Annotated in this window: 22 protein-coding genes; 15 read left to right on the plus strand and 7 right to left on the minus strand. The window is 67.5% G+C overall.

Features of this window, described 5'->3' with window-relative positions:
* Positions 1-163 precede the first annotated feature (163 nt).
* From AB0M45_RS17080 to AB0M45_RS17110, 7 genes are all read left to right on the plus strand, one after another.
* The gene (locus AB0M45_RS17080) at positions 164-1,816 is read left to right on the plus strand and encodes a S8 family serine peptidase (protein ID WP_364329291.1); all 1,653 of its coding nucleotides are present in this window, start codon (positions 164-166) and stop codon (positions 1,814-1,816) included.
* A 74-nt stretch (positions 1,817-1,890) separates the two neighbouring features.
* Positions 1,891-2,301 carry a hypothetical protein gene (locus AB0M45_RS17085; protein WP_364329294.1) on the plus strand — a complete coding sequence of 137 codons (411 nt, stop codon included), beginning with the start codon at positions 1,891-1,893 and terminating at the stop codon, positions 2,299-2,301.
* Between the two features lie 218 nt (positions 2,302-2,519).
* Complete coding sequence (locus AB0M45_RS17090; RefSeq protein WP_364329297.1) at positions 2,520-2,870, plus strand: hypothetical protein; 351 nt, start codon at positions 2,520-2,522, stop codon at positions 2,868-2,870.
* A gap of 218 nt (positions 2,871-3,088) precedes the next feature.
* Entirely contained in the window at positions 3,089-4,753 is a 1,665-nt protein-coding gene (locus tag AB0M45_RS17095) for a fatty acyl-AMP ligase (RefSeq protein ID WP_364329300.1), read from the plus strand.
* A 30-nt stretch (positions 4,754-4,783) separates the two neighbouring features.
* Complete coding sequence (locus AB0M45_RS17100; RefSeq protein ID WP_364329302.1) at positions 4,784-5,050, plus strand: acyl carrier protein; 267 nt, start codon at positions 4,784-4,786, stop codon at positions 5,048-5,050.
* A complete protein-coding gene (locus tag AB0M45_RS17105; RefSeq protein ID WP_364329305.1) occupies positions 5,047-9,342 on the plus strand; it encodes an aminotransferase class I/II-fold pyridoxal phosphate-dependent enzyme in 4,296 nt (1,431 codons plus the stop codon). The genes AB0M45_RS17100 and AB0M45_RS17105 overlap by 4 nt, the downstream gene beginning before the upstream one ends.
* A 193-nt stretch (positions 9,343-9,535) precedes the next feature.
* Complete coding sequence (locus tag AB0M45_RS17110; protein WP_364329308.1) at positions 9,536-11,122, plus strand: carboxylesterase family protein; 1,587 nt, start codon at positions 9,536-9,538, stop codon at positions 11,120-11,122.
* A 12-nt stretch (positions 11,123-11,134) separates the two neighbouring features.
* On the opposite strand, the gene AB0M45_RS17115 is transcribed toward AB0M45_RS17110, so the two are convergent.
* Together AB0M45_RS17115 and AB0M45_RS17120 are read right to left on the minus strand one after the other, a co-directional pair.
* Positions 11,135-11,548, minus strand: coding sequence for a hypothetical protein (locus AB0M45_RS17115; protein ID WP_364329311.1), 414 nt, complete (start codon positions 11,546-11,548; stop codon positions 11,135-11,137).
* A 31-nt stretch (positions 11,549-11,579) separates the two neighbouring features.
* Entirely contained in the window at positions 11,580-12,092 is a 513-nt protein-coding gene (locus AB0M45_RS17120) for a DUF2231 domain-containing protein (protein ID WP_364329314.1), read from the minus strand.
* Positions 12,093-12,744: 652 nt separating this feature from the next.
* On the opposite strand from AB0M45_RS17120, the gene AB0M45_RS17125 reads away from it, so the two are divergent.
* Both AB0M45_RS17125 and AB0M45_RS17130 read left to right on the plus strand, forming a co-directional pair.
* A complete protein-coding gene (locus AB0M45_RS17125; protein ID WP_364329317.1) occupies positions 12,745-13,476 on the plus strand; it encodes an SDR family oxidoreductase in 732 nt (243 codons plus the stop codon).
* 365 nt (positions 13,477-13,841) lie between these two features.
* A complete protein-coding gene (locus AB0M45_RS17130; protein WP_364329320.1) occupies positions 13,842-14,528 on the plus strand; it encodes a PAS and ANTAR domain-containing protein in 687 nt (228 codons plus the stop codon).
* A gap of 30 nt (positions 14,529-14,558) precedes the next feature.
* Here AB0M45_RS17130 and AB0M45_RS17135 read toward each other — a convergent pair whose 3' ends face one another.
* Complete coding sequence (locus AB0M45_RS17135; RefSeq protein ID WP_364329323.1) at positions 14,559-15,635, minus strand: Vms1/Ankzf1 family peptidyl-tRNA hydrolase; 1,077 nt, start codon at positions 15,633-15,635, stop codon at positions 14,559-14,561.
* A 343-nt stretch (positions 15,636-15,978) separates the two neighbouring features.
* Between AB0M45_RS17135 and AB0M45_RS17140 the strand changes: the two genes are divergently transcribed.
* A complete protein-coding gene (locus AB0M45_RS17140) occupies positions 15,979-16,179 on the plus strand; it encodes a hypothetical protein (RefSeq protein WP_364329326.1) in 201 nt (66 codons plus the stop codon).
* Positions 16,180-16,505: 326 nt separating this feature from the next.
* Positions 16,506-16,664: a hypothetical protein gene (locus AB0M45_RS17145; protein WP_364329329.1), complete on the plus strand. Its 159-nt coding sequence runs from the start codon at positions 16,506-16,508 to the stop codon at positions 16,662-16,664.
* Between the two features lie 249 nt (positions 16,665-16,913).
* Here the strand turns inward: AB0M45_RS17145 and AB0M45_RS17150 are convergent, their stop codons facing one another.
* A complete protein-coding gene (locus tag AB0M45_RS17150) occupies positions 16,914-17,492 on the minus strand; it encodes a hypothetical protein (RefSeq protein WP_364329332.1) in 579 nt (192 codons plus the stop codon).
* Positions 17,493-18,030: 538 nt separating this feature from the next.
* On the opposite strand from AB0M45_RS17150, the gene AB0M45_RS17155 reads away from it, so the two are divergent.
* Entirely contained in the window at positions 18,031-18,384 is a 354-nt protein-coding gene (locus tag AB0M45_RS17155; RefSeq protein ID WP_364329335.1) for a hypothetical protein, read from the plus strand.
* A 271-nt stretch (positions 18,385-18,655) separates the two neighbouring features.
* On the opposite strand, the gene AB0M45_RS17160 is transcribed toward AB0M45_RS17155, so the two are convergent.
* Positions 18,656-19,012, minus strand: coding sequence for a hypothetical protein (locus AB0M45_RS17160; protein ID WP_364329338.1), 357 nt, complete (start codon positions 19,010-19,012; stop codon positions 18,656-18,658).
* Between the two features lie 17 nt (positions 19,013-19,029).
* Here AB0M45_RS17160 and AB0M45_RS17165 point away from each other — a divergent pair, with 17 nt between their 5' ends.
* The gene (locus tag AB0M45_RS17165) at positions 19,030-19,614 is read left to right on the plus strand and encodes a hypothetical protein (protein ID WP_364329340.1); all 585 of its coding nucleotides are present in this window, start codon (positions 19,030-19,032) and stop codon (positions 19,612-19,614) included.
* On the opposite strand, the gene AB0M45_RS17170 is transcribed toward AB0M45_RS17165, so the two are convergent.
* A complete protein-coding gene (locus AB0M45_RS17170) occupies positions 19,593-21,068 on the minus strand; it encodes an MFS transporter (RefSeq protein ID WP_364329343.1) in 1,476 nt (491 codons plus the stop codon). The two genes, AB0M45_RS17165 and AB0M45_RS17170, sit on opposite strands and share 22 nt — an antisense overlap.
* Positions 21,069-21,184: 116 nt before the next feature.
* On the opposite strand from AB0M45_RS17170, the gene AB0M45_RS17175 reads away from it, so the two are divergent.
* The gene (locus AB0M45_RS17175; RefSeq protein ID WP_364329346.1) at positions 21,185-21,841 is read left to right on the plus strand and encodes a hypothetical protein; all 657 of its coding nucleotides are present in this window, start codon (positions 21,185-21,187) and stop codon (positions 21,839-21,841) included.
* Between the two features lie 4 nt (positions 21,842-21,845).
* Here AB0M45_RS17175 and AB0M45_RS17180 read toward each other — a convergent pair whose 3' ends face one another.
* Positions 21,846-22,724, minus strand: coding sequence for a LysR substrate-binding domain-containing protein (locus tag AB0M45_RS17180; protein WP_364329349.1), 879 nt, complete (start codon positions 22,722-22,724; stop codon positions 21,846-21,848).
* 70 nt (positions 22,725-22,794) lie between these two features.
* Here AB0M45_RS17180 and dapA point away from each other — a divergent pair, with 70 nt between their 5' ends.
* Positions 22,795-23,712 carry a 4-hydroxy-tetrahydrodipicolinate synthase gene (gene dapA / locus AB0M45_RS17185; RefSeq protein ID WP_364329352.1) on the plus strand — a complete coding sequence of 306 codons (918 nt, stop codon included), beginning with the start codon at positions 22,795-22,797 and terminating at the stop codon, positions 23,710-23,712.
* The last annotated feature ends 8 nt before the right edge of the window (positions 23,713-23,720 follow it).

Here is a 23,720-nt window from a genome sequence, read left to right on the forward strand (position 1 = left end):
TCGGCGGGTCTGGTGCCGCAACACCTGCGAGATGAGGTCTGGCGTGTCACCATCCGGGGGGTGGATCGAGGACGAATAGCGAGTACCGCGCTGCTCGGGATTCGGGTGGTTGCCGGGGCTAGGTTCATGCTGGTGCTCGGTCCACACGGGGAAGGAGATCACTGTGCCTACAGCTAATTTCGGTACGAAGGACGATCCTGGTTTCGAGCTCGAGCAGAGTCCGGATCTGATCGTGGTACGGACCTACAGCGGGCGCGGGGTCCGGCGGAAAACCGGATCGGTGCAGACGCCGCTGGCCGGTGAGCTCGATGACGCGACGTTGGTGCAGGCCTACCCGGAGGCGGGGGTGGAGGTGTACCGGCTGCCCGCCGGGGAGTCGGTGGCGCGACGTAAACCGGTGCTGAATGCCGCGCCGGAGGTGCGGTTCGCCGGGCATGTGCTGGTTGATCCCGGCACTGAGGAGCCGGTGCTCTACACGGAGAACGTCTTCGTGAAGTTCGTCGACCGGGTCGATCACGAGCATTGCCTCGATGTCTTGGCGGCGGCGGGCCTGCGCGTGAAAGAGGTTGTCACGTATGCGACCAACGCGTATTTCACCGCGGCGCCGGAGGGGACCGGTCAGCGGGTGTTCGATATCGCGAATGAGCTGTTGAGCCGTGACGACGTGGAGTACTGCCACCCCGAGCTGATCCGACGCCGTTCCCGCAAGGCGATCTTCCCGCAACAGTGGCATCTGAAGAAGACGGTGATCGGCGGAAAGCCGGTCGACGCGCACGCCGCGGTGGAAGCGGCCCACGCCGTCACACGCGGTGCCGGGATGACGATCGCCATCATCGATGACGGTGTCGACATCGACCATCCGGAGTTCACCGGTGGCAGGAAAGTGGTCGCGCCGCGCGACGTCACCTTGCAGATCAACGATCCGCGCCCCAAGGACATGTTCGGGAACGGCCCGGACCGCGGCGAGAACCACGGCACGGCGTGCGCGGGTGTGGCGTGCGCGAACGGCAAGGCAGGGGCGTCGGGAGTGGCGCCGGAGGCCGCGCTGATGCCGATCCGGCTGGCCTCGGGCCTCGGATCGCAAGCTGAGGCGCGTGCCTTCGTGTGGGCCGCCGATCACGGTGCCGACGTCATCTCGTGCAGTTGGGGCCCGCCCGACGGCGCTTGGTTCCGGCCCAATGACCCGCTGCACAACAAGGTGGTGCGGCTGCCCGCCAGTACACGGTTGGCGATCGAACACGCCGTCACCACCGGACGCGGCGGTAAGGGTTGTGTGGTGCTGTTCGCGGCCGGCAACGGCAACGAGTCCGTCGACAACGACGGCTACGCCAGTTTCGCCAAGGTCATCGCCGTCGCGGCCTGTAATGACACCGGGAAACGCAGCGTCTACAGCGATTTCGGAAAAGCGGTGTGGTGCGCGTTCCCCAGCAGCGACTTCGGGCACAAACCTTTCGGGCATCCCGCCCCGATCACACAAGGCATCTGGACGGTCGACCGGCGCGGCCGGGACGGCTACAACCCGGGCGATCCCCAGTTGGGCGATGGAGCGGGCAACTACACCGACGACTTCGGCGGCACCTCCAGCGCTTGCCCGGGAGCTGCCGGCGTGGTGGCCCTGGTGTTGTCGGTGAACCCGAATCTGACCTGGCGCGAGGTCAAGGACCTGCTGAAAGGAGCGTGCGACAAGATCGATCCGCAAGGCGGCCGCTACGGCGCCGACGGGCGCAGCGACAAGTACGGGTACGGCCGACTCAACGCGCTCGCCGCGGTTCGAGCGGCCCGGCCCGCGTCGCCCAGTCCGCTGCCGGTGCACTGACGCACCGGTCGATGGTATGACTACGTCGGGGAGGCCTCGCTCGGGTAACACGGCGGCGGGGAGAGACTGAGTATGTGACAAAGGACAGCGATCAGCTGATCGTGGTGGACGCCGCGAATGTCGTCGGCTCGCGCCCCGATGGGTGGTGGCGCGATCGTTCCGGTGCGGCACGGCGACTGCTCGCGAAAATGTCCCGGCTCGATGAGCACCTGGAGCAGCTGGCCGAGTTGATTGTCGTGCTGGAAGGGGCGGCGAAGGCCGCGGTCGCCGATGTGTCGGATCCGGAATTCGCCAGCCTGCGTGTCGTGCGGGCGGACGGTTCGGGAGATGACGCGATAGTCGATGTGGTGGCCGCGGCCGTCGCGGAGGCCGGCAATCGTCCGGTCACTGTCGTGACGGCGGATCGGGGTCTCCGTGACCGTGTCGAGGCGATCGGGGCGAATACGGTCGGTCCTCGCTGGCTCCTGGACCGTATCGGCTCGTAGCGATCAGGGCGGCAGCACTCGCGAACGTCACGCTCGGCACAAGCCAGGATTTGCCTGCGGGGATCACTGTTCTGCCGCCATCACGCAAACGTGAGCGCCGGTGGACCTTCGGCAAGTCCGATGTCAGATGGTTCTCGGCTGGACCGACAGATAGCGTCTCAGCACACGTTCGGCGTTTCACCTGTCTGCCCAGTCCGTTTTGGTGCAGTCTGTGCGGTATGACCGCCTCCGACACCGTGGGGATGCCTCTGCTGTACCTGGTCGAGATCTCCGAGCCAGGATATTTCAGTCAGCCGTGGTGGAAGATCACCAGCGCGGGCGAGCCGAGCCAGGTCACTGCCGCGCTGCTCGAACTGGCCGTCCGGACCGAACGCGATATCCAACGCGGTCGAAGCTACGGACGCTGCTGGTACCGCTACGACGTGCGGTGGTCCGACGGCGCCATGCTGGAGTGTTTTCAGGGCGCCATTCGATCGGTGCTGATCCCCGGCGAGTTGCGCTGTCTGGCTATCGCCATTGCCTCGGCCTCGGGCGCCAACCTGCGTTCCGCTGAGCGGCCGCCGCAGTAAGGCGTCGTCGGTTCGGGAACCGCGCGATGCCATGTTGCGCGGTAGCTCGGCGCACCGGTCACCGCCCAGCAAGGTGACGCGGTCCCACGTACACCAAGGGTGGGATTCTGCCCACCCCTGGGTTTGCTGGATGCTCCCTGAGGTCCCTGGTTCCGAGGTCGTGGACGGCCGAGAGTAGTAGCCGACACTGATGCCGATCCCTACCGAGGAACCACGAGATGCAGCCGAGTTACGTTCACCACGTAAGGCAGCAAATTTTCGAATACGGGGAGACCAGGTCATACACCTACCTTCGTGAGGCCGGGCGAGAGCTCGGCGAGGAAGTCGTCACCTACCTCGAACTCGACCGCGACGCCCGGGCTGTCGCCGCCTGGCTCGCGGACCGTTCGGAATCAGTGCGGCCGGTCGTGCTGCTCTATCACGACGGGCTGGCGTTCCTGCGGGCATTTCTCGGCTGCCTGTACGCGGGCGTGATCGCCGTTCCCGCGCCTTTGCCGCACGATGAGCGCAGCACCCAGCGGTTAGCGGGCATCATCGCGGACTCCGGGGCACGACTGATCCTCACCACCAGCGACGTCCAGCCCCTTGTCGCGGCCGCGGCAAGCGAGATCGTCGTCGCGACCGACGGTCCGCTCGGCGACCCGGGCGCATGGCGGATGCCCGCCATCGACTCGGGGACCATCGCCTTCCTCCAGTACACGTCGGGCTCGACGGGTACCCCCAAGGGCGTCGTCGTCACGCACGGCAACCTCATGCACAACGAAGCCGCCATCGCCTCGATCGGGCTGAACGATGCCGCCACCGGCGTCAGCTGGATCCCGCACTTCCACGACATGGGCCTGATCGGCACGCTGCTCGGGGTGTTGTACGCCGGAGCGAACCTGGTGTTCATGGCGCCGACGACCTTCCTCAAGCGTCCGGTGCGCTGGCTGCAGGCCATCGACAGGTACCGCGCCACCTATACCGCCGCACCGAACTTCGCCTACGACCTGATCGCCCGCCGGGTGACCGGCGAGCAGGTGGCCGAACTCGACCTCAGCACCCTCGAAGTCGCGCTCAGCGGCGCCGAGCCGGTGCGCGAACGGACGATCGCGGCCGTGCTCGAACGTTTCGCGCCCGCCGGCTTGCGACCCACCGTCTTCCTGCCTGCCTACGGGCTGGCCGAGGTGACGTTGTTGGCCAGTGCCGGATCCATCGGCGCCGCGCCGGTTCACTTGGACCTCGGCCGCGAGACGCGGCTGGTCAGCTGTGGCCGGGCGGCCCGCGGTCTGGACATCCGCATCGTCGACCCGCGCACGCGGCAGAGCCTTCCGGAGGACCAGGTCGGCGAGATCTGGATTCGCGGTGACAGCGTGGCGGCGGGCTACTGGAACCGTCCCGAGGCGACCCGCGAGACCTTCGCCGCGTATATCGGCGCCGAGGGGCCGTTCCTGCGCACCGGCGATCTCGGCCTGCTGCACGAGGACGAGCTGTTCGTCACCGGCCGCAGCAAAGATCTGCTGATCGTCAACGGCCGCAACATCTATCCGCAGGACATCGAAGAGCTGGTCCGCGAACTGCACCCGGCGCTCGCCGCCGCCGGTGTCGCCGTATCCGTCGACGCGGAAGGCAGGGAGCGGCTCGTCGTGCTGCAGGGTGTGAAGACGGCCCTGCGAGGCGACACAACGCTCGCCGAGCTGTCCTCGGCGATCAAGCACACCGTCGCCCGCGGATTCGACGTGGCCGCACCGAATGTCGTTCTCCTGGAACCCGGATCGGTGCATCGCACCACCAGCGGCAAGGTCCAACGCGGCTCGATGCGGGAAGCGTTCCTGTGGCACCGCGTGGACGGTGTCCTGCACCAAGATCTCGAACCGGCGCTGAGCCGATCTCTGACCGCCTGACCGACCCGTACCCCGTCGAGGAGCCGAACCATGTTCAGTACCGCCGTCACCTGCCCGGCCACCATCCAGGGATGGCTGGTGGAGCGCGTGGCCGACTACACCGAACGCGCACCCCACCAGGTCGATCCCGTGGTCCCGCTCGCCGAGCTGGGCCTGGACTCCGTGTCGGCGATCAACCTGTGCGGCGAGATCGAGGACCAGTGGTCGCTGGAAGTGGATCCGACCCTGGTCTTCGATCACCCCACCATCGCTGCCATCGCCGCGCATATCGCGGCCGAATTCGTCGTCGCCGCATGACCGATATCGCCATAGTCGGCCTCGACTGCCGATTCCCGCAGGCACCCGATCCAGCAGCGCTGTGGCAGCTGCTGATCGACGGACGCGACGTGATCTCCGAGGTTCCGGCGAACCGCTGGAACGCCGACGACTTCCACGACCCGGCCGGTGCGCCCGGCACGATCAACACCCGCAGTGGCGGATTCATCGACGATGCCGACGCGTTCGACCACGAGTTCTTCGGCATCACCCCGCGCGAAGCCGAGGCGATGGATCCGCAACAGCGGTTGCTCTTGCAGGCCACCTGGCGGGCTTTCGAGGATGCCACCCTCGATCCTCGCGCCGAGGCCGGCTCGCGGACCGGGGTTTTCGTCGGGGTGATGGCCAACGAATGGGCCAACTTGCAGATGAGCGACTATGCGGCGATCACGCCGCAGCACGGCTCGGGCAACGGGTACTTCATGACCGCCAACCGGTTGTCCTACCAGTTCGACCTGAAGGGTCCGAGCATGGCGGTGGACACCGCCTGCTCGTCGTCGCTGGTGGCGATCCATCTGGCCTGCGCCGCATTGACTTCCGGGGAATGCGACCAGGCGGTCGCCGGTGGCGTGAACCTCGTGCTCACCCCGGCCGTCGGGGTGTTCTACACCCAAGCCGGGCTCTCCGCGCCGGACGCGCGGTGCAAACCGTTCAGCGGCAACGCCGACGGAATCGTCCGCGGCGAGGGCGTAGCCGTGCTCGTGCTGCGGCGGCTCGCCGACGCGCAGGCCGCGGGCCTGCCCATCTACGCGGTGATCAAAGGCAGCGCGGTCAACTCCGACGGGCGAAGCAACGGCATCACCGCACCGAACCGCTGGGCGCAGCAGCAGGTGATCGGCGCGGCGTGCGAACGTGCCGGAGTCCAGCCCGAGGACGTCGATTTCCTCGAGGCGCACGGCACCGGAACCGTGCTCGGCGACATGATCGAAGTGAAGGCTTTGGGTCAGTGGCACGCGAAGAACCGCGTGCGTCCCTGCGGAATAGGTTCGATCAAAGGCAATCTCGGCCATACCGAGGGAGCCGCCGGTGTCGCGGGCTTGATGAAGGCCGCACTCGCTCTGCACCACGGTGTCGTTCCGCCGTCGAGGTTCGCCGACCAGGAGAACCCGCGGCTGCGGATGGCGCAGCACGGCTTGCGGCTGCTCGCCGAACCGATGCCGTTGGACCGGCCTGCGCACGGCGGTGTCAGCAGCTTCGGCATCGGTGGCACGAATGCCCACATCGTGCTCGGTAGCGCACCCGCGGCGGAACCGGCCTCGGTGTCCGGCGGCGGTGTGCTCACGCTGTCGTCGAACGACGCGGCAGGGCTGCGGCGCAACGCGCATCGCATGGCGGAGTCATTGGCGGCGGTGCCGCCGGATCGCTTCGCGCAGCTCTGCTGGACGAGCAATCGCGCCAAGGCGTCGGGCCAACACCGGCTCGCGATCGTCGCCGCCGACCGCGACGAGGCGATCGCACGTCTGCGTGGCGAGCTGGAATATGGTGTCGCGCAACCGCTTCGCATCGGCTGGATGTTCACCGGCCAAGGCTCGCAATTCGCGGGAATGGCCAGGGCATTGGACGCGGCGAGCCCATTGTTCCGGCGCGCCATCGCGACGGTGGATCACGCCATGACGGCCCACCTCGGCCGCTCGGTGCGCGAGCTGCTGCTCGACCAGCGCGTCGACATCGACCGGACCGAACTCGCGCAACCCGCGATCTTCGCGATGGAGTACGCGCTCGCCAAGTCGCTTGCCGACGCAGGCGTCCGGCCCGCTTGGCTGATCGGTCACAGCATCGGCGAATTCGCGGCCGCCGCGGTGGCGGGGGTGTTCGACCTGGACGATGCCTGCCGACTGGTCGTCGCGCGCGGCGCGCTGATGCAACGATTGCCGATCGACGGCGCGATGCTTGCCGTGCGGGCAACCACCGAACAGATCGCCGAGCTGATCGCGGACGAACCGGAGGTCGCGCTCGCGGCCGTCAACGGACCCGGAGAACTCGTGCTCTCCGGTGCGGCCGCCGCGCTGGACCGGGTTCGGGATGCGCTCGCCGCGCGTGCGGTGAGCACCAAGGAGCTCAACGTTTCGCACGCATTCCACAGTCCGCTGATGGCGCCGATGCTGGAGCAGTTCGAGGCCATCGCCCGCGAATGCACCTATCGGGCACCCGTTCTTCCGATCTACTCGACCGTGCACGGCCGTCTGCTCGACGAGCACGAGGCGATGGACGCCGCGTATTGGACCGAACACGTCCGTGCCACCGTCCGGTTCGGCGATGTCATCGAGGCCGCTCTGGGCACCGATCCCACGCACGTGATCGAAGTCGGTCCGCGCCGCGTGCTCGCGGCTCTGGTCGGACGGATTCGTCCCGGCCTGGCGGGGCGTTGCCTGGTACCGAGCCCGGGGCCCGCCGCGACCGGCGGCGAATTGGCCGAGACGCTGGCCGCGCTGTACCGCGACGGATCCACACCGAACTGGGACCAGCTCTATGAACCAGCCCAGCGGGTGCGCCGTCGCCTGCCGGTGTACGAGTTCGCCACCGAGCACCGGTTCTGGATCGAACCGCCCACCGTCCCTTCGACTTCCACCCATACCGAGGAAACGACCATGGATCAGCTGATTTCGTTCTTTCGCGAGCAGAACGCGGTGCTAGCGAGCCTTGTGGCAGGCACAGGGGAAAGCGGCGCGCCGCAACTGGCCGTCCCGCCGATGGCGGCACGTCAGCCGGTCGCCCCGCGGACGACGGCCGGGCACACGGTCATCGCCGCGGACACGGCCGCCGGTGTGGTCCGCGCGGAACTGGCCAGGGTGAGCGGATTCCCGGTCGATCGACTCCGCGACGTGCAAACGCTCAGCGACGACCTCGGATTCGATTCGCTCATGCTGACCGACCTGTTCGCCGGACTCATCCGCAAGCTGCCCGGACTGACCATCGACCCCGCCTGGTTCACGCGGACGACGACGCTCGGCGACGTGATCGGTTACGTCACCGGTCGGGTCGGCGGACCCGGTTCCGGCGTGCCCGCCTCCAGCTCGGGTGTGACGGCTGCGAGCGTGTCCGAATCCAGGCCCGCCGCCGTCGAGGCGGAGTACCGCATCGCCGACTTCGCCGAAGTGAAAGCGATCGCCGACCGGCTCTCCGGCGCGGAAGCACTCGATCTGCCCAATCCCTACTTCCTCGTCAACGACGGGATCACCAGCGACACCTCGGTGATCGACGGGGAATCGGTGGTCAACTTCTCCAGCTTCAACTACCTCGGTCTGTCCGGCCATCCGGCGGTCGTCGCGGCCGTCCAAGACGCCGTGGCGCGCTACGGTAGTTCGTGCTCGGCCAGCCGGATACTCTCCGGCGAGAAGCCGGTGCACCGCGAGCTGGAGGCCGAACTCGCCGCCCTGCTCGGCACCGAGGACGCCATCGCGCTGGTGGGCGGCCACTCCACCAACGTCACGATCATCGGGCATCTGGTGGGACCGGAAGACCTCGTGATCCACGACGCCCTGGCACACGACAGCATCCTGCAAGGCTGCAAGCTGTCGGGCGCGACGCGGCGGCCGTTCCCGCACAACGACCACGCCGCACTCGACCGGCTGCTCACCGAGATCCGGCACCAGTACCGGCGAGTTCTCATTCTGATCGAGGGCGTGTACAGCCAGGACGGCGATATTCCCGATCTGCCCGCGATCATCGCGATCAAGAAGAAGCACAAGGCGCTGCTGATGATCGACGAGGCGCACAGCGTCGGCGTGCTCGGCGAGGGCGGCGGCGGAATCGGCGAATACTTCGGCGTCGATCGCGACGATGTCGAATTGTGGTCCGGCACCATGTCGAAGGCGCTCGCCGGCTGCGGAGGCTATGTCGCGGGCAGCGCGGAGCTGATCCGCTTCTTGAAATACACGACGCCCGGATTCGTCTACAGCGTCGGGATGACGCCGATGAACGCGGCCGCCTCGGCGGCGGCGATCCGGCAGCTGCGAGCCGACCGCGAGCCGCTCGAACGTCTGCGGCGCAACGCCCGGCTGTTCCTGCACCTGGCCCGCGAAGCGGGGATCGACACGGGCGACAGCCACGACACACCGATCATTCCGTGCATCGTGGGCGACTCGCTGAGAGCATTGAAGCTGTCCAACGCACTGCTGCGCCGAGGCGTGAACGTCAACCCGATCCTGCATCCTGCGGTACCGGAAGGCCTTGCGCGCCTTCGGTTCTTCGTCACCGCCTGCCATACCGAAGACCAGATTCGCGACACCGTCAAGATCCTCGCCGACGAACTCGCTCTGCTTTCCGGAAGTTGATCCGGGGCGGACGGGCCGCGAGTGTCACCGAGGCTTGTGCCGTGCGCGTCGACGCGCCGCGGGCCGCTGTAGCATCTGTCCGAGATGCCATGTGCCTGGCTGGTCGAGGGCTTGTGGCTGGGCTGATGAAGGTCATTGCTGCCGACCGTAGCGACCGCATCGGAGGTATTGGGCAGCAATGATTCGCTCGATCATGCGATCCGCGATCTCCGGAATGGCGGCGATCGGCTTCCCGTTCGCGAGCGCTCCGGCGCCCGCGTCACCGCCACCCACCGTGTTCGTGACCGGCGGCGAGATCTCCGGGTTCGCCGCGGACGGGATCGTCGAATACCTGGGCATCCCGTTTGCCGCACCCACCGGCGGCGACGCGCGGTTTCGCCCCCCTCGGCCCGCGGAACCGTGGCCCGGCGTCCGTCCGGCGCTCACCCACGGTCCGCTGTGTCCGCAGAACGGATATCTGCCCGGCACCCCACCGACCGGCCCTACCAGCGAAGACTGCCTGACCATCGACGTCTACGTGCCCGAGGGCGCACGCGACCGAAACCTGCCGGTCATGGTGTTCTTCCACGGCGGCGGTTACGTCACCGGGTCCAACGGCCAATACGACGCCCCCTCCCGGATGGTCGCCGAAGGCGACGTCATCGTGGCGGTTCCCAATTACCGCCTCGGGCCGTTCGGATTCATGTCCTTGCCCGAACTGGCCGCCGAGTCGGGTGGAGCCACCGGAACAGTCGGTATCCAGGACCAACAAGCCGCGCTGCGGTGGGTGCACGACAATGCCGCCGCCTTCGGTGGCGATCCCGCCAACGTCACGATCTTCGGTGAATCGGCCGGTGGCGGAAGCGTCTGCACACACCTGGCCGCACCCGGCTCCGACGGCCTGTACCACAAAGCGATCGTCGAGAGCGGGTCCTGCGCACAGTCGCCCTTGGTCCCCGGCAACCGCGACGATGCCTTCGCGCGCTCGCAGCGCTACGCCGAAAGCGTCGGATGCGGCGATCCGGCGACACAATTGGCGTGCTTGCGGGCGCTGCCCGCCGCGAAACTCCTGGAGTCGCCGACCGTCCAATTCGACGGGCCGGTGCCCATCTGGGTGCCCAGCATCGATGGTGTCGTCGTCACGCGCACGCTCGACGTCGCGCTGGAAGTGGACGACCGGAAAATACCCCTCATCGTCGGAAGCAACAGCAACGAAGGGGCGCTGTTCGTGGCCGAATCCGACTATGCGCGAGGTCATGCACCGGATGCCGCGAGCTACGAACGCTACGTGCGCCAATCATTCGGCGCGTACGCCGATCGAGTGCTCGCCGAGTACCCGCTCGATCACTATCCCGCACCCGCGGCCGCTCAATCCGCGGTCATTACCGACGGTTTGTTCGCCTGCCCGGCGCTCTTCACCAGCCGCGTGGCACGCGGCACCGGACATCCCCTGTGGCAGTACGAATTCGACCAGGCGCCATTCGGCGACACCAACCCCGTGCTGCCGGGCGCCTTCCATTCCGCCGAACTGCCCTACCTGTTCACCAGCCTGATGGGTGTGCCGATCCCGTGGACCGGCGCGTCCGATGCCTTCGCCCGGCAGATGCAGCGATGGTGGACCACCTTCGCCCACACCGGCGACCCGAACGGACCTGGCTTGCCCCAATGGTCCGCCTGGCCGGAACACAGTGGTCCGACCACCGACGGTGCGGCGCTGATCATGCGCGCGACCGGCAGCTCCATGGCCGACGACTTCGCCGGCAGGCACAGGTGCGGCTTCTGGTCCGAGCGTCCGCGCTGAATCCGGGGGACATCATTCACCGACGCCGAGAGCCGTCAGTAACACCAGAACTACGGTCGTGACCGCGAATACGCCGTGACCCGCGACGACCGCCACGGGAAAGTGGCTCTCGGCCGCCTCCTGCGTGCCGGATGCGGCCCGTGCGCGGTATACGGGGAGCCAGCGGGTGAACATGAACAAGCCGAGCAAGGCCACGGGGAGGAGCAGAATGAACGCCGTCCACGCGAGCGCGTCTGTGTCGGCGAAGAGGTAGATGATCCAGACGATCAAACCGGCGACGGCGAGGATGAAGTGACCGAAGACGACCGGCGGCGGCAGCTGGGTCGTGTCGGGTTGCCGGGTGGCACCTTTCGAAATCCAGGTGCTGAGCAGGACGAAACCGCCTGCCGCGGTCAGCAGCCAGGTGATCAATGCCGCGATGGCCATGACGATTCCTTTCGATCCGAAGGAATAGGGATCAGCGCTGGAAGCCGGCGGCCTGACTGGCCTCGTCGGCCACTCGGACGCCGTAGTGGTAGGCGAGCTTTCCACCGAGGAAGCCCGACACACTCAGCGCGGCGAGGCTCGCCGCGGACAGCAGCAGCGGGCCGAGGGCGACCGGACCGTGAGCCCCATCGCCCGCCCGTCGCCATAGGAAATCGATCGCGAAGGCGACCGTGACGGCGAGGTTCAGACTCATGTGCAGCAGACCGGTCCGGAACGCTCGCGTGCCGCTCGGGATGGCCAGCAGATCCAGGAACCCGATCGCGGCCGCGGCCAGTGCTCCCAGCACGCCGATCGCGATCAGCCACAGCGCGCCTTCGGCGAGAAAATCCGGATCGTCCACGACCCGGGAGCCGATGTCGAACACCAGGCTGGCCACCCACGCGCCGATCGGCACGGTGACCAGGATCGGATGGAACGGGTGCCCGTATGGGCCGGCCAGCAGCGCGCTCACCGGGCGCTTCGCCTGTTGTGGATCGCTGGTCACGACAGCCTCCGAACTGGGCGGAATAGTGCCTTGCGGTGTTGCCGCGGTGTGGGCAGCAACGACTCGGCAATACCCACTGCGCCCCGGATATCACGATCGCCGTCGGCGCGGTTCGGCGATCACGGATCGGCACGATAGGCCGAGCACGACACCGGTCTGCGGGAGCCGCCAGCGGACGGCTCGCGGTCGGCGCGTGGTGGAAGGGGGGAGACCGCTGTCGCCCCTGAAGGGCGGGGGTGTCGAGCCGGGGAGCGGGCCTGGGTGCCCCCTCCCCGGCGGAGAACGACGTACCTGCGTATGAGCCCGCGTATGCCGTCATCCCTGCGATGCCACAGGCGTGGCGGTGCGCGTAGAGCGGGTCGCACGCTGTGCTCGAATGCGCCGGGTACAGGGTCGGCGTCGGCATTCCGCGGAACTCGTTTCTAACGGTCGAATACGGGCATCACCTCGCTTTCCTTTCGTCGCTTTGTAGTTCGCAGCGCGACTGCGTACTGCGCACACTCTGTTCTGCATAGAACGAATCAGAAAACCTGTGCCAAGTGGCACAGATTTCTTATAGCACCAATTTTCGTCTCGCGCAAGGGTCTGGGCGGGAAAATATGGCGGCACCGCGGCGGAGTGTGAGCCCCGGACGACCGGGTAGCCGCAGGCCATGGGTACTACAGCTCCGCTACCGGAGGATCGCGCGGGTGCGCCGCTGCGAGCCGTGGTGACCGGGAGCGACTCCGGCATCGGCGCGGCGGTCGCGGTCGCCCTCGCGGGCGGAGGAACCGATGTCGGGCTCACATTCCGCAGCGACCGGCAGGGTGTCGAGAACACCGCCGCGCAGGTGCGCGAACGGGGCATGACCGCCGCGATCCGCCGGCTCGATCTGGCGGATCTGCCGACTGCCGCCGCGGTGATCGATGAACTGGCCGACGAGCTCGGCGGCCTCGATGTCTTGGTGAATTGTGCCGGTACCGGGTCGGCCCAGAAGGCCATGGACATGGACTTCGATACCTGGCGGCATGTCCTGTCGGTCGACCTCGACGGTGCGTTCCTCTGTGCGCAGCGCGCCGCCCGGCACATGATCGCGGCGGGCAAAGGCGGGCGGATCATCAACATCACCAGCGTGCACGAGCACGCGCCCCGCGTCGGCGCCGCGCCGTACTGCGCGGCCAAGGCGGGTCTCGGGGCGTTGACGAAAGTGCTGGCGCTGGAACTGGCCGAACACGACATCACCATGAACTCGGTGGCGCCGGGCGAGATCTCGACACCGATGACCGGTCAAGAAGACGTCGATCCGCGCGAGCAGTACCGGCCGGGAGTGCCGTTGGGACGTACCGGTCACGCCAAGGAGGTCGCCGCCGTGGTGGCCTTCCTTGCGACACCGGCGGCGGGCTAAGTCACCGGCGCATCGTACGTCGTCGACGGCGGAATGCTCCTGATGGGCCCGCAGGCCAGCACTCTGTTGCCGGACGAGAAGTGGCGCACGCCTTAGCTTTACGTCGGCACCTCACCAGACTATCCGGGTCCGCCGGCGCGCTCATCCGGCCGCCACAACGGTCCTGTTACCGGCGCTGGATGCTCGACCGGGCACCGGACGGGCCGAGGCGAGTGACGGGCTTTGCAGAACCGCCTCGTCGCACCTCGGCCCGGACGGTCCGATGGCATGATCGTGATACCGCCGAGCGGCAGCGTGTGCCCCAGCGCACCGCGGATGCGGGACTAGACTGAAGCCCCAGTAGCAGCTAGGAGCACACTCACGCGATGAACGAGTCGGGCGACGCGATCGTGGACACGGCCGAAGGAGCGGTAGCCCGGGTGGTGGGAGCGGGCACGCCCCAAACTACGGGAAGTTTCCGATTCTGGTTCGGCGCTCAGCAGTGGGAATGGTCGGACGAAGTCGCCGCGATGCACGGCTACGCGCCGGACACGGTGACGCCGACCACGGAGTTGTTGCTCGCGCACAAGCATCCCGAGGATCGGGAGCATGTCGCCGAGGCGATCGAGAAGTCGGTCCGCAACGCCCAACCGTTCTGCAGCCGCCACCGCATCATCGACACCGCCGGGTCGGTGCACCACGTCATCGTGCTCGGCGACACCCTGACCGACAAAGACGGCACCGTGGTCGGCACCGCCGGTTACTACATCGATCTGACCGCCACCATCGCCGAGGAACGGCAGGACCTGCTCGACGACACGCTGCCGAAACTGGTCGAGTCGCGCGCGCTGATCGAGCAGGCCAAGGGCGTGCTGATGCATGTGTACCGGATCAATGCCGACCAGGCATTTCACGTATTGCAATGGCGCTCGCAGGAAACCAACGTCAAGCTTCGTGACCTGGCCGCACAGCTCATCGCCGAAATCGACCGCGTGCCAGCGGCGCCACCGCAGGTACAGACCGCCTTCGACCACCTGCTGCTGACCGTCCACGAGCGCGTTCCGAAGCGGTGACATTCGGCGGTCCGATTCCGATCGCCGGACTCAACGGTGCCGCAGCAGGGCGCCGACGCCGTCGCGCAGCGCTGTCGCGTCGTCCACCACGGTGATCGCGGCGTCGATCGCCAGCGCCGCCACCGGCAGCGCCTCGTCGGCCCGGCGCATCTCGCCTGCCATGCCGTTGGCGACGGTGCCGAGCAGCGGGTTCGGGGTGGCCCCGGCCACCACCAGCTGGTCGCCCAGCGCCCTGCGGTTGAGCAGCAGCCGTTCCACATTGGCGGCGCGCAGGGCATGGGAGGTCTCCGCGAGCCCGGTCACCGCCAAGCCGTCGGGTCGCCCGAGTTCCGCGGCGAAGCGGTCGAGCACCTGCCTGCACCGGTCGGTCGCGACCCCGCGCAGGATCTCGCGTACTTCGGCATCGAGCGCTTTAGGATCCGAATTCGGGGCCAGCGTGCCGGATTCGGCCTCGATGACCTCCCGTCCCTTCGCGCCGATCTCCGCGCGCAACTCCGAGCGGGCCTGCGCCTCTCCGGCCAGCACGATGACGTCCGCGTGCACCGTGTCGGCCAGACGGTCCACTTCGCGGGCGAATTCGCGGATATTGCGCCGGGTCGTGTTCTCGACCCGTTGCTGAATCATGCGATGGGACCACCCGCCGCGGCGGACCTTGTGCACCGGATGATCCGCTCCGCGCAAAGCCTCGTCGAATTCTGCGCCGTGCTCGTCGAGCGAGTAGAGCTCTGAGCCCACTCGGTCCACGACCGCGACCACGTGCGGTATCTGCTCGGACTCCCGCTCGATCAACGGCAGCAGATAGGGCAGCGGCGACACCCGGACCGTCTCGGCGTCCGGCGGACTCGGCAGTCGCTCGTCGGCGAGCACCTCGGTCTCATCGGCGATGAGCAGTCTGCCGCACCGCCCCTGCGCCGGGGGATGCCGTTCGATCTCCTGGGCGAGCAGCCGGCGAATCCGCGGCCGCGCTCCGCTGCTTTCGAGTTTTGCGTCGATCGAATTCCACCGCAGTTCGAGTTGATGCGCCGCGTCTTCGGTGTCGTGTGAACTGTCGAAACAGACCGATGCGAAGGGGCCGTGCTTGTCGATTATCCGCCGAAGGTCGGCCATCGGTATCACCTGGTTTCCCATAGCGCACGAATATCCTCGCCGCTGATTCGCGTGTGCGGCCGCCCGGAACCGCGCGAACTACGGACTCTCGGCGCCGCGGTGGGTTCGGACCAGCGGGACGCTGGACGAGTACCCGCGTATACCGTTCCGAATCAGCACTCGCCCGCGCCTGCGTGAGCGTGTTCCGTGCCACTCTTACGCTGCCGTACCGGTTGTGCGCGAACGCTTTTCGAGAGTTTTTGGCGGTGCGCCGATTGCCCCGGATCGCTTCGGGTAGGACTTCGGTGTGGCCGTTGCCGACGGTCACCGATTTGGTTCCAACGCACCGAAGGAGGATCCGCGAATGCCTGATCCGAAGAACCCAGGTCAGTTCGGCAACCGTTCGGACACCGAGGAGCAGGCGCGTCGTGGCGGCAGGGCCAGCACCGGTAGCTTCGGCGAGAGCAACTCAGCCGATCCGAGTGCGGCCGGGCGTAAGGGCGCGGAAGCACAGCCGACCGAGGCGAAGGTCCGCGGAGGCGAACACAGCCGCGGCGGCCGCTGATACCGAGAGCTCGAAGGGCCGGGTGGCGAGGCCGCCCGGCCCTTCTCTGTGCGGGCGCTGAGCGGCGCGAGTGACGATTTCTGCTGGTCGAGTGGCCCGGGCGCGACCAGGCGCCGCAGGCCGAAAACCGTAAAGAGCGGTTTCTTCCGCATTCCGCGTGGTATTGGTGGTATATATCGGACCGACAGCGTGGTCGTCCGACCCACGGGCGAGGAACCCGCGCTGCTCGACGACCAGCCGATTCGAAGCGATTCGTCGCGAACCACCGGCGCCGCGCGAACACGAGGGCCCTCCGCACATACAGCTCAGCGCAGAGGAACGTCATCGTGATCGAGAAACCCAAAGCGCACGTCGCAGACGACGACGATCGAGATCGAATCGTGTGGCCCGACCCCAGCCCGTTGAGCGGTTGGTGGACCGAGGTCATGGCCCATCGCCGCATCACCCGCCCGCACACCTCCACCCCGGACCCTAGCCGCAACTGATCCAGCAGACGCGACCCTGAATGTGCTGGTCAGTGGGCTGCTGACGCATTGGCCAGTCCATCGAGCGTCAGTCTGAAGACGAAAGACGCGTTCTCTTCCGGACTGGCCGCACGACGAGTGAAGCACCGCAGTAGCAGCGCGTTGGTCAACAGGTCGGCCAGGTCCGCGGCGGGCTGGTCTTCGGCGAACCTGCCGTCGCGCTGTCCGTGATCACGGGAATCAGCAGAGCGGGAAAGTTCAACTCGCGTTTCACCGGAGTCCGTCCGGTTCTGCGTACGTGTCGTGGGCGACGAGCGCCACCAGCGCGTCCATGAACGCACGTTCGTCGGCGACCAGGCGCGCGAAACGCAGGAAATGGTGCTCCACAACGGAGACGACGTCCTGGTCCAGCGCGATGTCGTCAGCGATGCCCTGGCCCAGTTTCTCGTGGGCCGACTTGAGTGCGTCCACGATGACGTGCGCCTTGGTCGGGAAGATTCGCAGGGCCGCGTCCAGCGGAACGCCTGCCTCGGCGGCGATCACGGCGATGCTCGCCATGAAGTAGCCGCGTTTGGTGAATTCGGTCCTGGCCGCGGTCAGCAAGGCGGCCCGCGGCTCGTTCGGCAGGCTCGACGGATCGCTGCGGGGAGCCTCGACCGCGGTCATCCCGTCGTCGATGTGCCCGTGCCGTTGCGCGCTGTCGACGGCCACATTGAGCACCGCCAGGATGGCGTCGGCGACCAGTTCGGCCGCCACCGCCTCCGGTTCGGTGCGGTGGCGCATGAGGAAGCCATCCAGCACAGCGGTCAGCACGACGCAGAAACTCTTGATGGTGAGCGGCTTTCGCAACGTCGCGCCGGTGGTCCGGCGCGCGGAGTGACCTGGCGTACCGCCGGCGATTACATAGTGACATCTATCGAATTGCCTTGTACGAGTGGGGACTCGAGTTCTGACTTCACGCCTTCCGTCCAGCCGACGGCATCGGGACTGCGCACGCTTCGGCGACGATCGCTCGCCCTGCGATGCCGAGTCGATGCGAAGTGTTGCCACGGAGGTCAGACCGCGGACCGGTGTGGCGGTATCGGTCGATCAGGGGATAGCCGACGAGTCGAGCGAATCCCGAAAATAATTTAACCACGCCCATTTTCGCATCAACGGTCGATCATTCGAATGATATTCCGAATGGGGTAGCGGTGCTACGTTCGATTCCGCGGATTCGGTGGAAGCGCTGGATGCGGGGGCGCCCGTCTTCGGCCGTCTCAGTGGGGAGCATGGTAATGGAAATATTCGTCTGCACGGTGGTCGTCGGTGTCGTCGGCTTGCTCGCCGCTTTTTCGATCGGCTTCGAGGCAGCCTTGTTTTCGTCGGAATCTATCTCGTGTGCCTGGTGGTCGGCGGATGGGCGCTGACGTTCTCGGCCAGGAGGCATCTCGTCATGGTGGTGCCCGCGCCGGTCGGCGTGGTCGGCGACGCGGTCCAGCAGCACTTCGCTGGTGGTGGCTGGCGCGCCGTGAAGGGCGAAGGAGCGTTCAATTCCCAGGCGCGGGGGATCGGTATGAGTGCCTATGGGACCGGAAATCCCGTCGTGTCGATCGAGTTGGAGGATCTGCACGACGGCACCACCGGCGTCGAGGTGTGGATGTCGGAATGGATGAGCCGAATCGGCATCGCGGCATCGTGTGACCGCGGCGTGTCCAAGAAGTGGTGGCTGGCGCGGAAACTCGCTGAATATCGGCCATGACGAGAATCACTGTGCCGGGGGTGGGTAGGGCAGGAGCGTAATCGGAGTGCCGGATGACCAGTACGTCTATCCAGTGTGGATCGTCTATGCGCCAGGGTGCCAACGGCTTTGGCGTCTGCTTCAATAGGTCATCACATTCGGCGGAGGACGCGGGGGCGTTATGTCCGGCATCAGGGGAGTCTCCTTCCAGGGAGTCGTTGTGCTCGAAGACTTGCTGCGCTGGTTGGTGCCACGGCCGCCGCGCGGCGAACGGATGTTGCCGATGGTTGGCCTATCCGGTGATCTCGCCACTGTCGAGGCCTGCCTGGTGATGTTCGCCGGAGCACTCGGCAGCGCGGTGCACGTGAGCGTCGACGCGGCGAATCTCGCACCCCTGCCCGACGGCAGCTCCCTGGCGGAGGACGGGGCGGAAGGGTTGACGGCATTGCGTCAACTGCTCCACAGCCTCTGCAAGGGTTTGTCCGCGGATCGCTTCGGACGGTTGCGCCCGTTGCCCTTTCGGCGCTACCGGTTGGCCGAATGGCTGATGGCGCGCAAACTCGCCTCCGACAATGAACTCGACGAGCTGGCGAAGCTGCTGCGCGAGAACTTGGGCCGATGGGGCGAGGAGCTGCTCGGTGAAGCGCACTCGTCGGGGGTAGGGCCATGGCCAGCGCGGAGCGGCGCCGGGCGGCCAACAGCGCACGGCCGCTCGTCTACGTGGCCAAAGCCAGCCTGGTCACCTGCCGGAACAAAGGTCAGGGATTCCGCAGCCGCGTCGAGTTCTACAACCTTGCCACCACCGTGGATCCGGATATCCCGAGCTGGAACGCCTGCGCCGAAACGGACAAGCCCTTGGGTGAACGGGTTCAGTTGCATCCGCTGGGCGAGCGCGTCGCGTTGACCTATGACGCGGTCGGATTGTTCGTGCGGGCCGTGCAGGCATTGGCCCCCGCCGTCTCCGGGGTCTGGACCGAGCCGATCCCGATCAGCGCGGCCGCGGTGTGGGCTGCGCTGCGTGATCTGCCGCGTCAACCGGTGATCGAATCCAGCAGCGGCGTCCTGGATTTCTCGGTCAGCCAGGGTCCGTACGCGGGGCGGGTGGCGCAGGACAAGTGGGTCGGCCTGCTCAGTGTGGAGCAGATCTGGGATCCCTCGACCACCGCAGAGCCCGTGATGGTCTACGGCTGCGGCCGGGCCACCGCGACCGACACCGCGCAGTGCCGTCCCTATCCGCTGGACGGCGGCTGAGCGGCGGCTGTGCAGGTCGGCTCGTGGGCCACGCTGAGCGGCTCGGCCAGCTCTTCCAGCGATCGCCGTTCGGCACGGACCCCGTAGGCCAGCTCGACCAGCCCCGCGGCGAACATGGCGAGCGCGCCGATGGTGAACGCCAGCGCGGTGTTGCCGGGGTCGCCCTCGTCGGACAGTTCGGCGAACACCAGCGGTCCCGCGACGCCACCGGCGACGGTCCCGATCGCGTAGAAGAAGGCGATGGCCATCGCCCTGGTCTCCATCGGAAAGATCTCGCTGACGGTCAGATAGGCCGCGCTCGCGCCGCACGAGGCGACGAACAGCACGGCGGTCCAGCACGCGGTGAGCGTCAGGGCGGACAGCTGGCCCGCCGCGAAAAGCCATGCGGTGCCGAGCAGGAGCACGGCGGAACCGAGGTAGCTGCCCGCGATCATGGGTTTGCGGCCGACGGTGTCGAAAAGCCTGCCCAGCAACAGCGGGCCGAGGAAGTTGCCGAGACAGAGAACGGCGAAGTAGTAGCCGACGCGGTGGTCGGGCACGCCGAACGCTCTGGACAGGATGAGCGCGTAGTTGAACGTGATGGCGTTGTAGAGGAACGCCTGTCCGATGAACAACGCCAGTCCGAGTGCGCTGCGGCGCGGGTAGTGCCGCACCATCACCGCCGCGATCTCGCGGAAGGAGATGGCGCGCCGCTGCCGGATCACGATCCGCTGATCGGAGACATCCTCCAGCGCCGCGCCGGTGTCGACGCGGACCTGCTGTTCGATCGCGGCGACGGTCCGCTCCGCGTCGTCCTCGTGGCCGTGGATGAACATCCAGCGCGGGCTTTCCGGAACATGCCTGCGTACCAACAGGATGACCAGCCCGAACACGGCGCCGAGCGCGAACGTCAAGCGCCAGCCCACATCCGGCGCGAACAGGTCGGTGTTCAGCGCGACGATGGACAGCAGCGCACCGCCGACCGCGCCGAGCCAGTAGGTGCCGTTGATGACGATGTCGGCGCGTCCGCGGTAGCGCCGCGGAATCAGCTCGTCGATCGCGGAGTTGATCGCCGCGTATTCGCCGCCGATGCCGAAGCCGGTGAGGAAGCGGAAGATCACGAACCACCACACCGAAAACGACAGTGCCGTCAGCGCGGTCGCGCAGAGGTACACCGCGAGGGTGACCAGGAAGAGCTTCTTGCGGCCGAATCTGTCGGTAAGCCAACCGAAGAACAGCGCACCGGAGCCCGCGCCCGCCACGTACATCGCCGCGGCGAGGCCGGAAACCTGTGTCGCCGTGATGTTCAGGCCGCTGCCCGGTTCCGACAACCGGCTGGCCACGCTGCCGACGACGGTCACCTCGAGCCCGTCGAGGATCCATACCGACCCGAGCCCGATCACGATCATCCACTGCCAGCGCGACCACGGCGGACGATCCAGCCTGGCCGGAATATCGGTCGATATGGTCCGCATGGATCATCCCTTCGGAAGACTGACGACCGGTTACCCGGAGTCGCCCCGGCCAACCGCGCCGTGGGCTAGGCTCGGATCGTCCGAAATGGAACACGTTCTAGAAAGTGGCCGGGCCGATGAAGACGATCTTTGCGCTGTGGGGTGTCCGTGACCTGCTGGCGGCCGATCTGGCGGCGCGGTTGCCCGGCTCGGCCGCGGTGCAAGCGAACGTCTCGGACGCGGCGGTCGAGAAGGCGATGCTGCGGATCACGACGTTCGACGCGCCGGTGCAGGCCGTCGTCAGCGTGTGGTGGGCCGCGGATCCGGAATCGGCCGTGACGGAGCGCGTGCTGGGCACCGTCGCCGAGCGGGTCGCCGGTTGGCACGTCGAGGAGGTGACGCCGATTCCGCTGCCGGGCGTCGCCCCGCTGGAGCGTGCGCCGGGCCTGTCGAACATCGCTTTCCTGCGCAAGCCGGACGACCTGCCGCATGCCGAATGGCTGGACCGCTGGCGCATCCATCACACGCCCGTCGCGATCGAGACCCAGGCGACGTTCGGCTATGTGCAGAACCTCGTGACCGGACCCGCCACGGACGACGCTCCCGCCATCGCGGGCATCGTGGAGGAACTGTTCCCGATCGAGGCGCTCACCGATCCGCACGCCTTCTACGGCAGCGGCGGTGACGACGCGGAGCTGGCGCGCCGCGTCGACCGGCTGATGACCAGCGTGGCGACCTTCGGCGGCGACCGGAACCTGGACGTCGTGCCCACCAGTCGATATCGGCTGCGGTGACGGCTCAACGGTCGGACGAACGTCCCGCCGATTCGCGCAGCGCCACTCGTGCGGCGCGCACCGCGGGATGGTTGCCGGTGCCGCGTCGATAGGCCAGGCTGGTCCGTCGCCGCGTCGGCAGGGGGCTGAGTGCGACGCCGTCCGGGCATTCCCGAGCGCCGAGTTCGGGGACCAAGGCAACGCCCTGTGCCGCGGCGACCAGCGCGAGCACGGTGCCGAAGTCGTCGGCATGGTGGCGGATGCGGGGGGTGAATCCGGCCGCCTCACAGGCGCGCACGGTCATCGTGTGGCACAGCGTGCCGGGAGTGCTTGCGATCCATGGGCTTTCGCGGTGGGCGGCGAGGGGCTGCATGGAGCGGGCGGCGAGATAGACGATCTCTTCGAACAGTGGCTCACGGTGCAGGGCGGGGTCTGCGGCAACCGGCACATAGTCGTACTCCTGCACCAGTGCGACATCCAGCGTCTCGGCTCGCAGCGCGTCGGGCGCGAGCGCCGGATCCAGTTCGGTCACCCGCAGTTCCAGCCGCGGATGCGCGGTGCTCAGGGCGACGAGTGCGGAAGACAGGATGGTCCGCACCGCGGTGGGGAACGCTCCGATGCGCAGCGTTCCGGTCAACTCCGTATGGGCCGTGGCCAGCTCGGCGGTGGCCTGCTCGAGCACCGCGAGGATCGTCTCCGTGTGCTCGACCAGGGCCAGGGCCGCCGGGGTCAGCGTCACGCGGCGGCCGGTGCGCGCCAGCAGCGGCACGCCGGCCTCGCGTTCCAGCGCGGCGAGTTGCTGCGAGACGGCCGACGGCGTGTAGGCGAACGCCTCCGCGACCGCGGCGATGGTCTCGCGATGCGCGAGTTCGCGCAGCAGGCGCAGCTTGCGGACATCAAGCATAAGTTGAGCTTAGGTTCACCGATAGAAACGTGAACTGGATCTGACGTATTGGCGCGGTCAGGCTGGTGGCATGACGCTCGCAGGTCTCTTCGTTCCCATGATCACGCCGTTCACCGCTGACGGCGCGCTGGCCGCCGACGCTCTGGAGCGACTCGCCCATGAGGTGCTCGCCGACGGTGCGACCGGCATCGTCGCGCTCGGCACCACCGGGGAACCGGCGACGCTGACCGACGCCGAACGCGCGCGGGTGATCGCCATCTGCGCACGGGTTTGCCGGGAGCACGGCGACGCGCCGCTGATCGTCGGCGCGGGATCGAACTCCACGGCCGGTTCGGTCGATGCTCTCGCGCGGCTCGACGCCGGCAGTACCGCCGCGCTCACCGTGGTCCCGTACTACACGCGGCCCTCCGAAGCTGGTGTGCTCGAACATTTCCGCAGACTCGCCGCCGCCAGTCCGGTGCCGCTGATCGTCTACCACATCCCCTATCGGACCGGGCTCGCACTCGGCGCGGACACTCTGCTCGAGCTCGCCGATCTGCCGAACGTGATCGGCCTCAAACACGCCGTCGGGGCGATCGACGACCCCACCATCACGCTGATGAGTGCGCGTCCGGCCGACTTCGCGGTGCTGGCCGGCGATGACCGCTTCGCGGCACCGCTGCTGGCTCTCGGCGCCGCCGGCGCGATCACGGCCTCGGCGGCCGTGCACACCGCATCGTTCGCCGCCCTGGTCGACGCCTGGCGCACCGGACCGGTCGAGGCGGCCCGGTTGCTCGGCAACCAGCTCGCGCCCTTGTCGGCCGCGCTGTTCGCCGAACCCAATCCGACGGTCATCAAAGCGGTGCTCGCGGCGCAGGGCCGCATTCCTAGTCCGGCGGTTCGATTGCCTCTGCTCCCTGCGAGCGACGGCGCGACAAGAGCCGCCTTGACGGCGATCACGGAATTCTCGGCATCAGGAAACCCCGAATCGGTGGTGCGAACGTTGTGAAGCTGCCA

It is taken from the genome of Nocardia sp. NPDC051787 (assembly GCF_040681325.1).
Lineage (GTDB): Bacteria > Actinomycetota > Actinomycetes > Mycobacteriales > Mycobacteriaceae > Nocardia.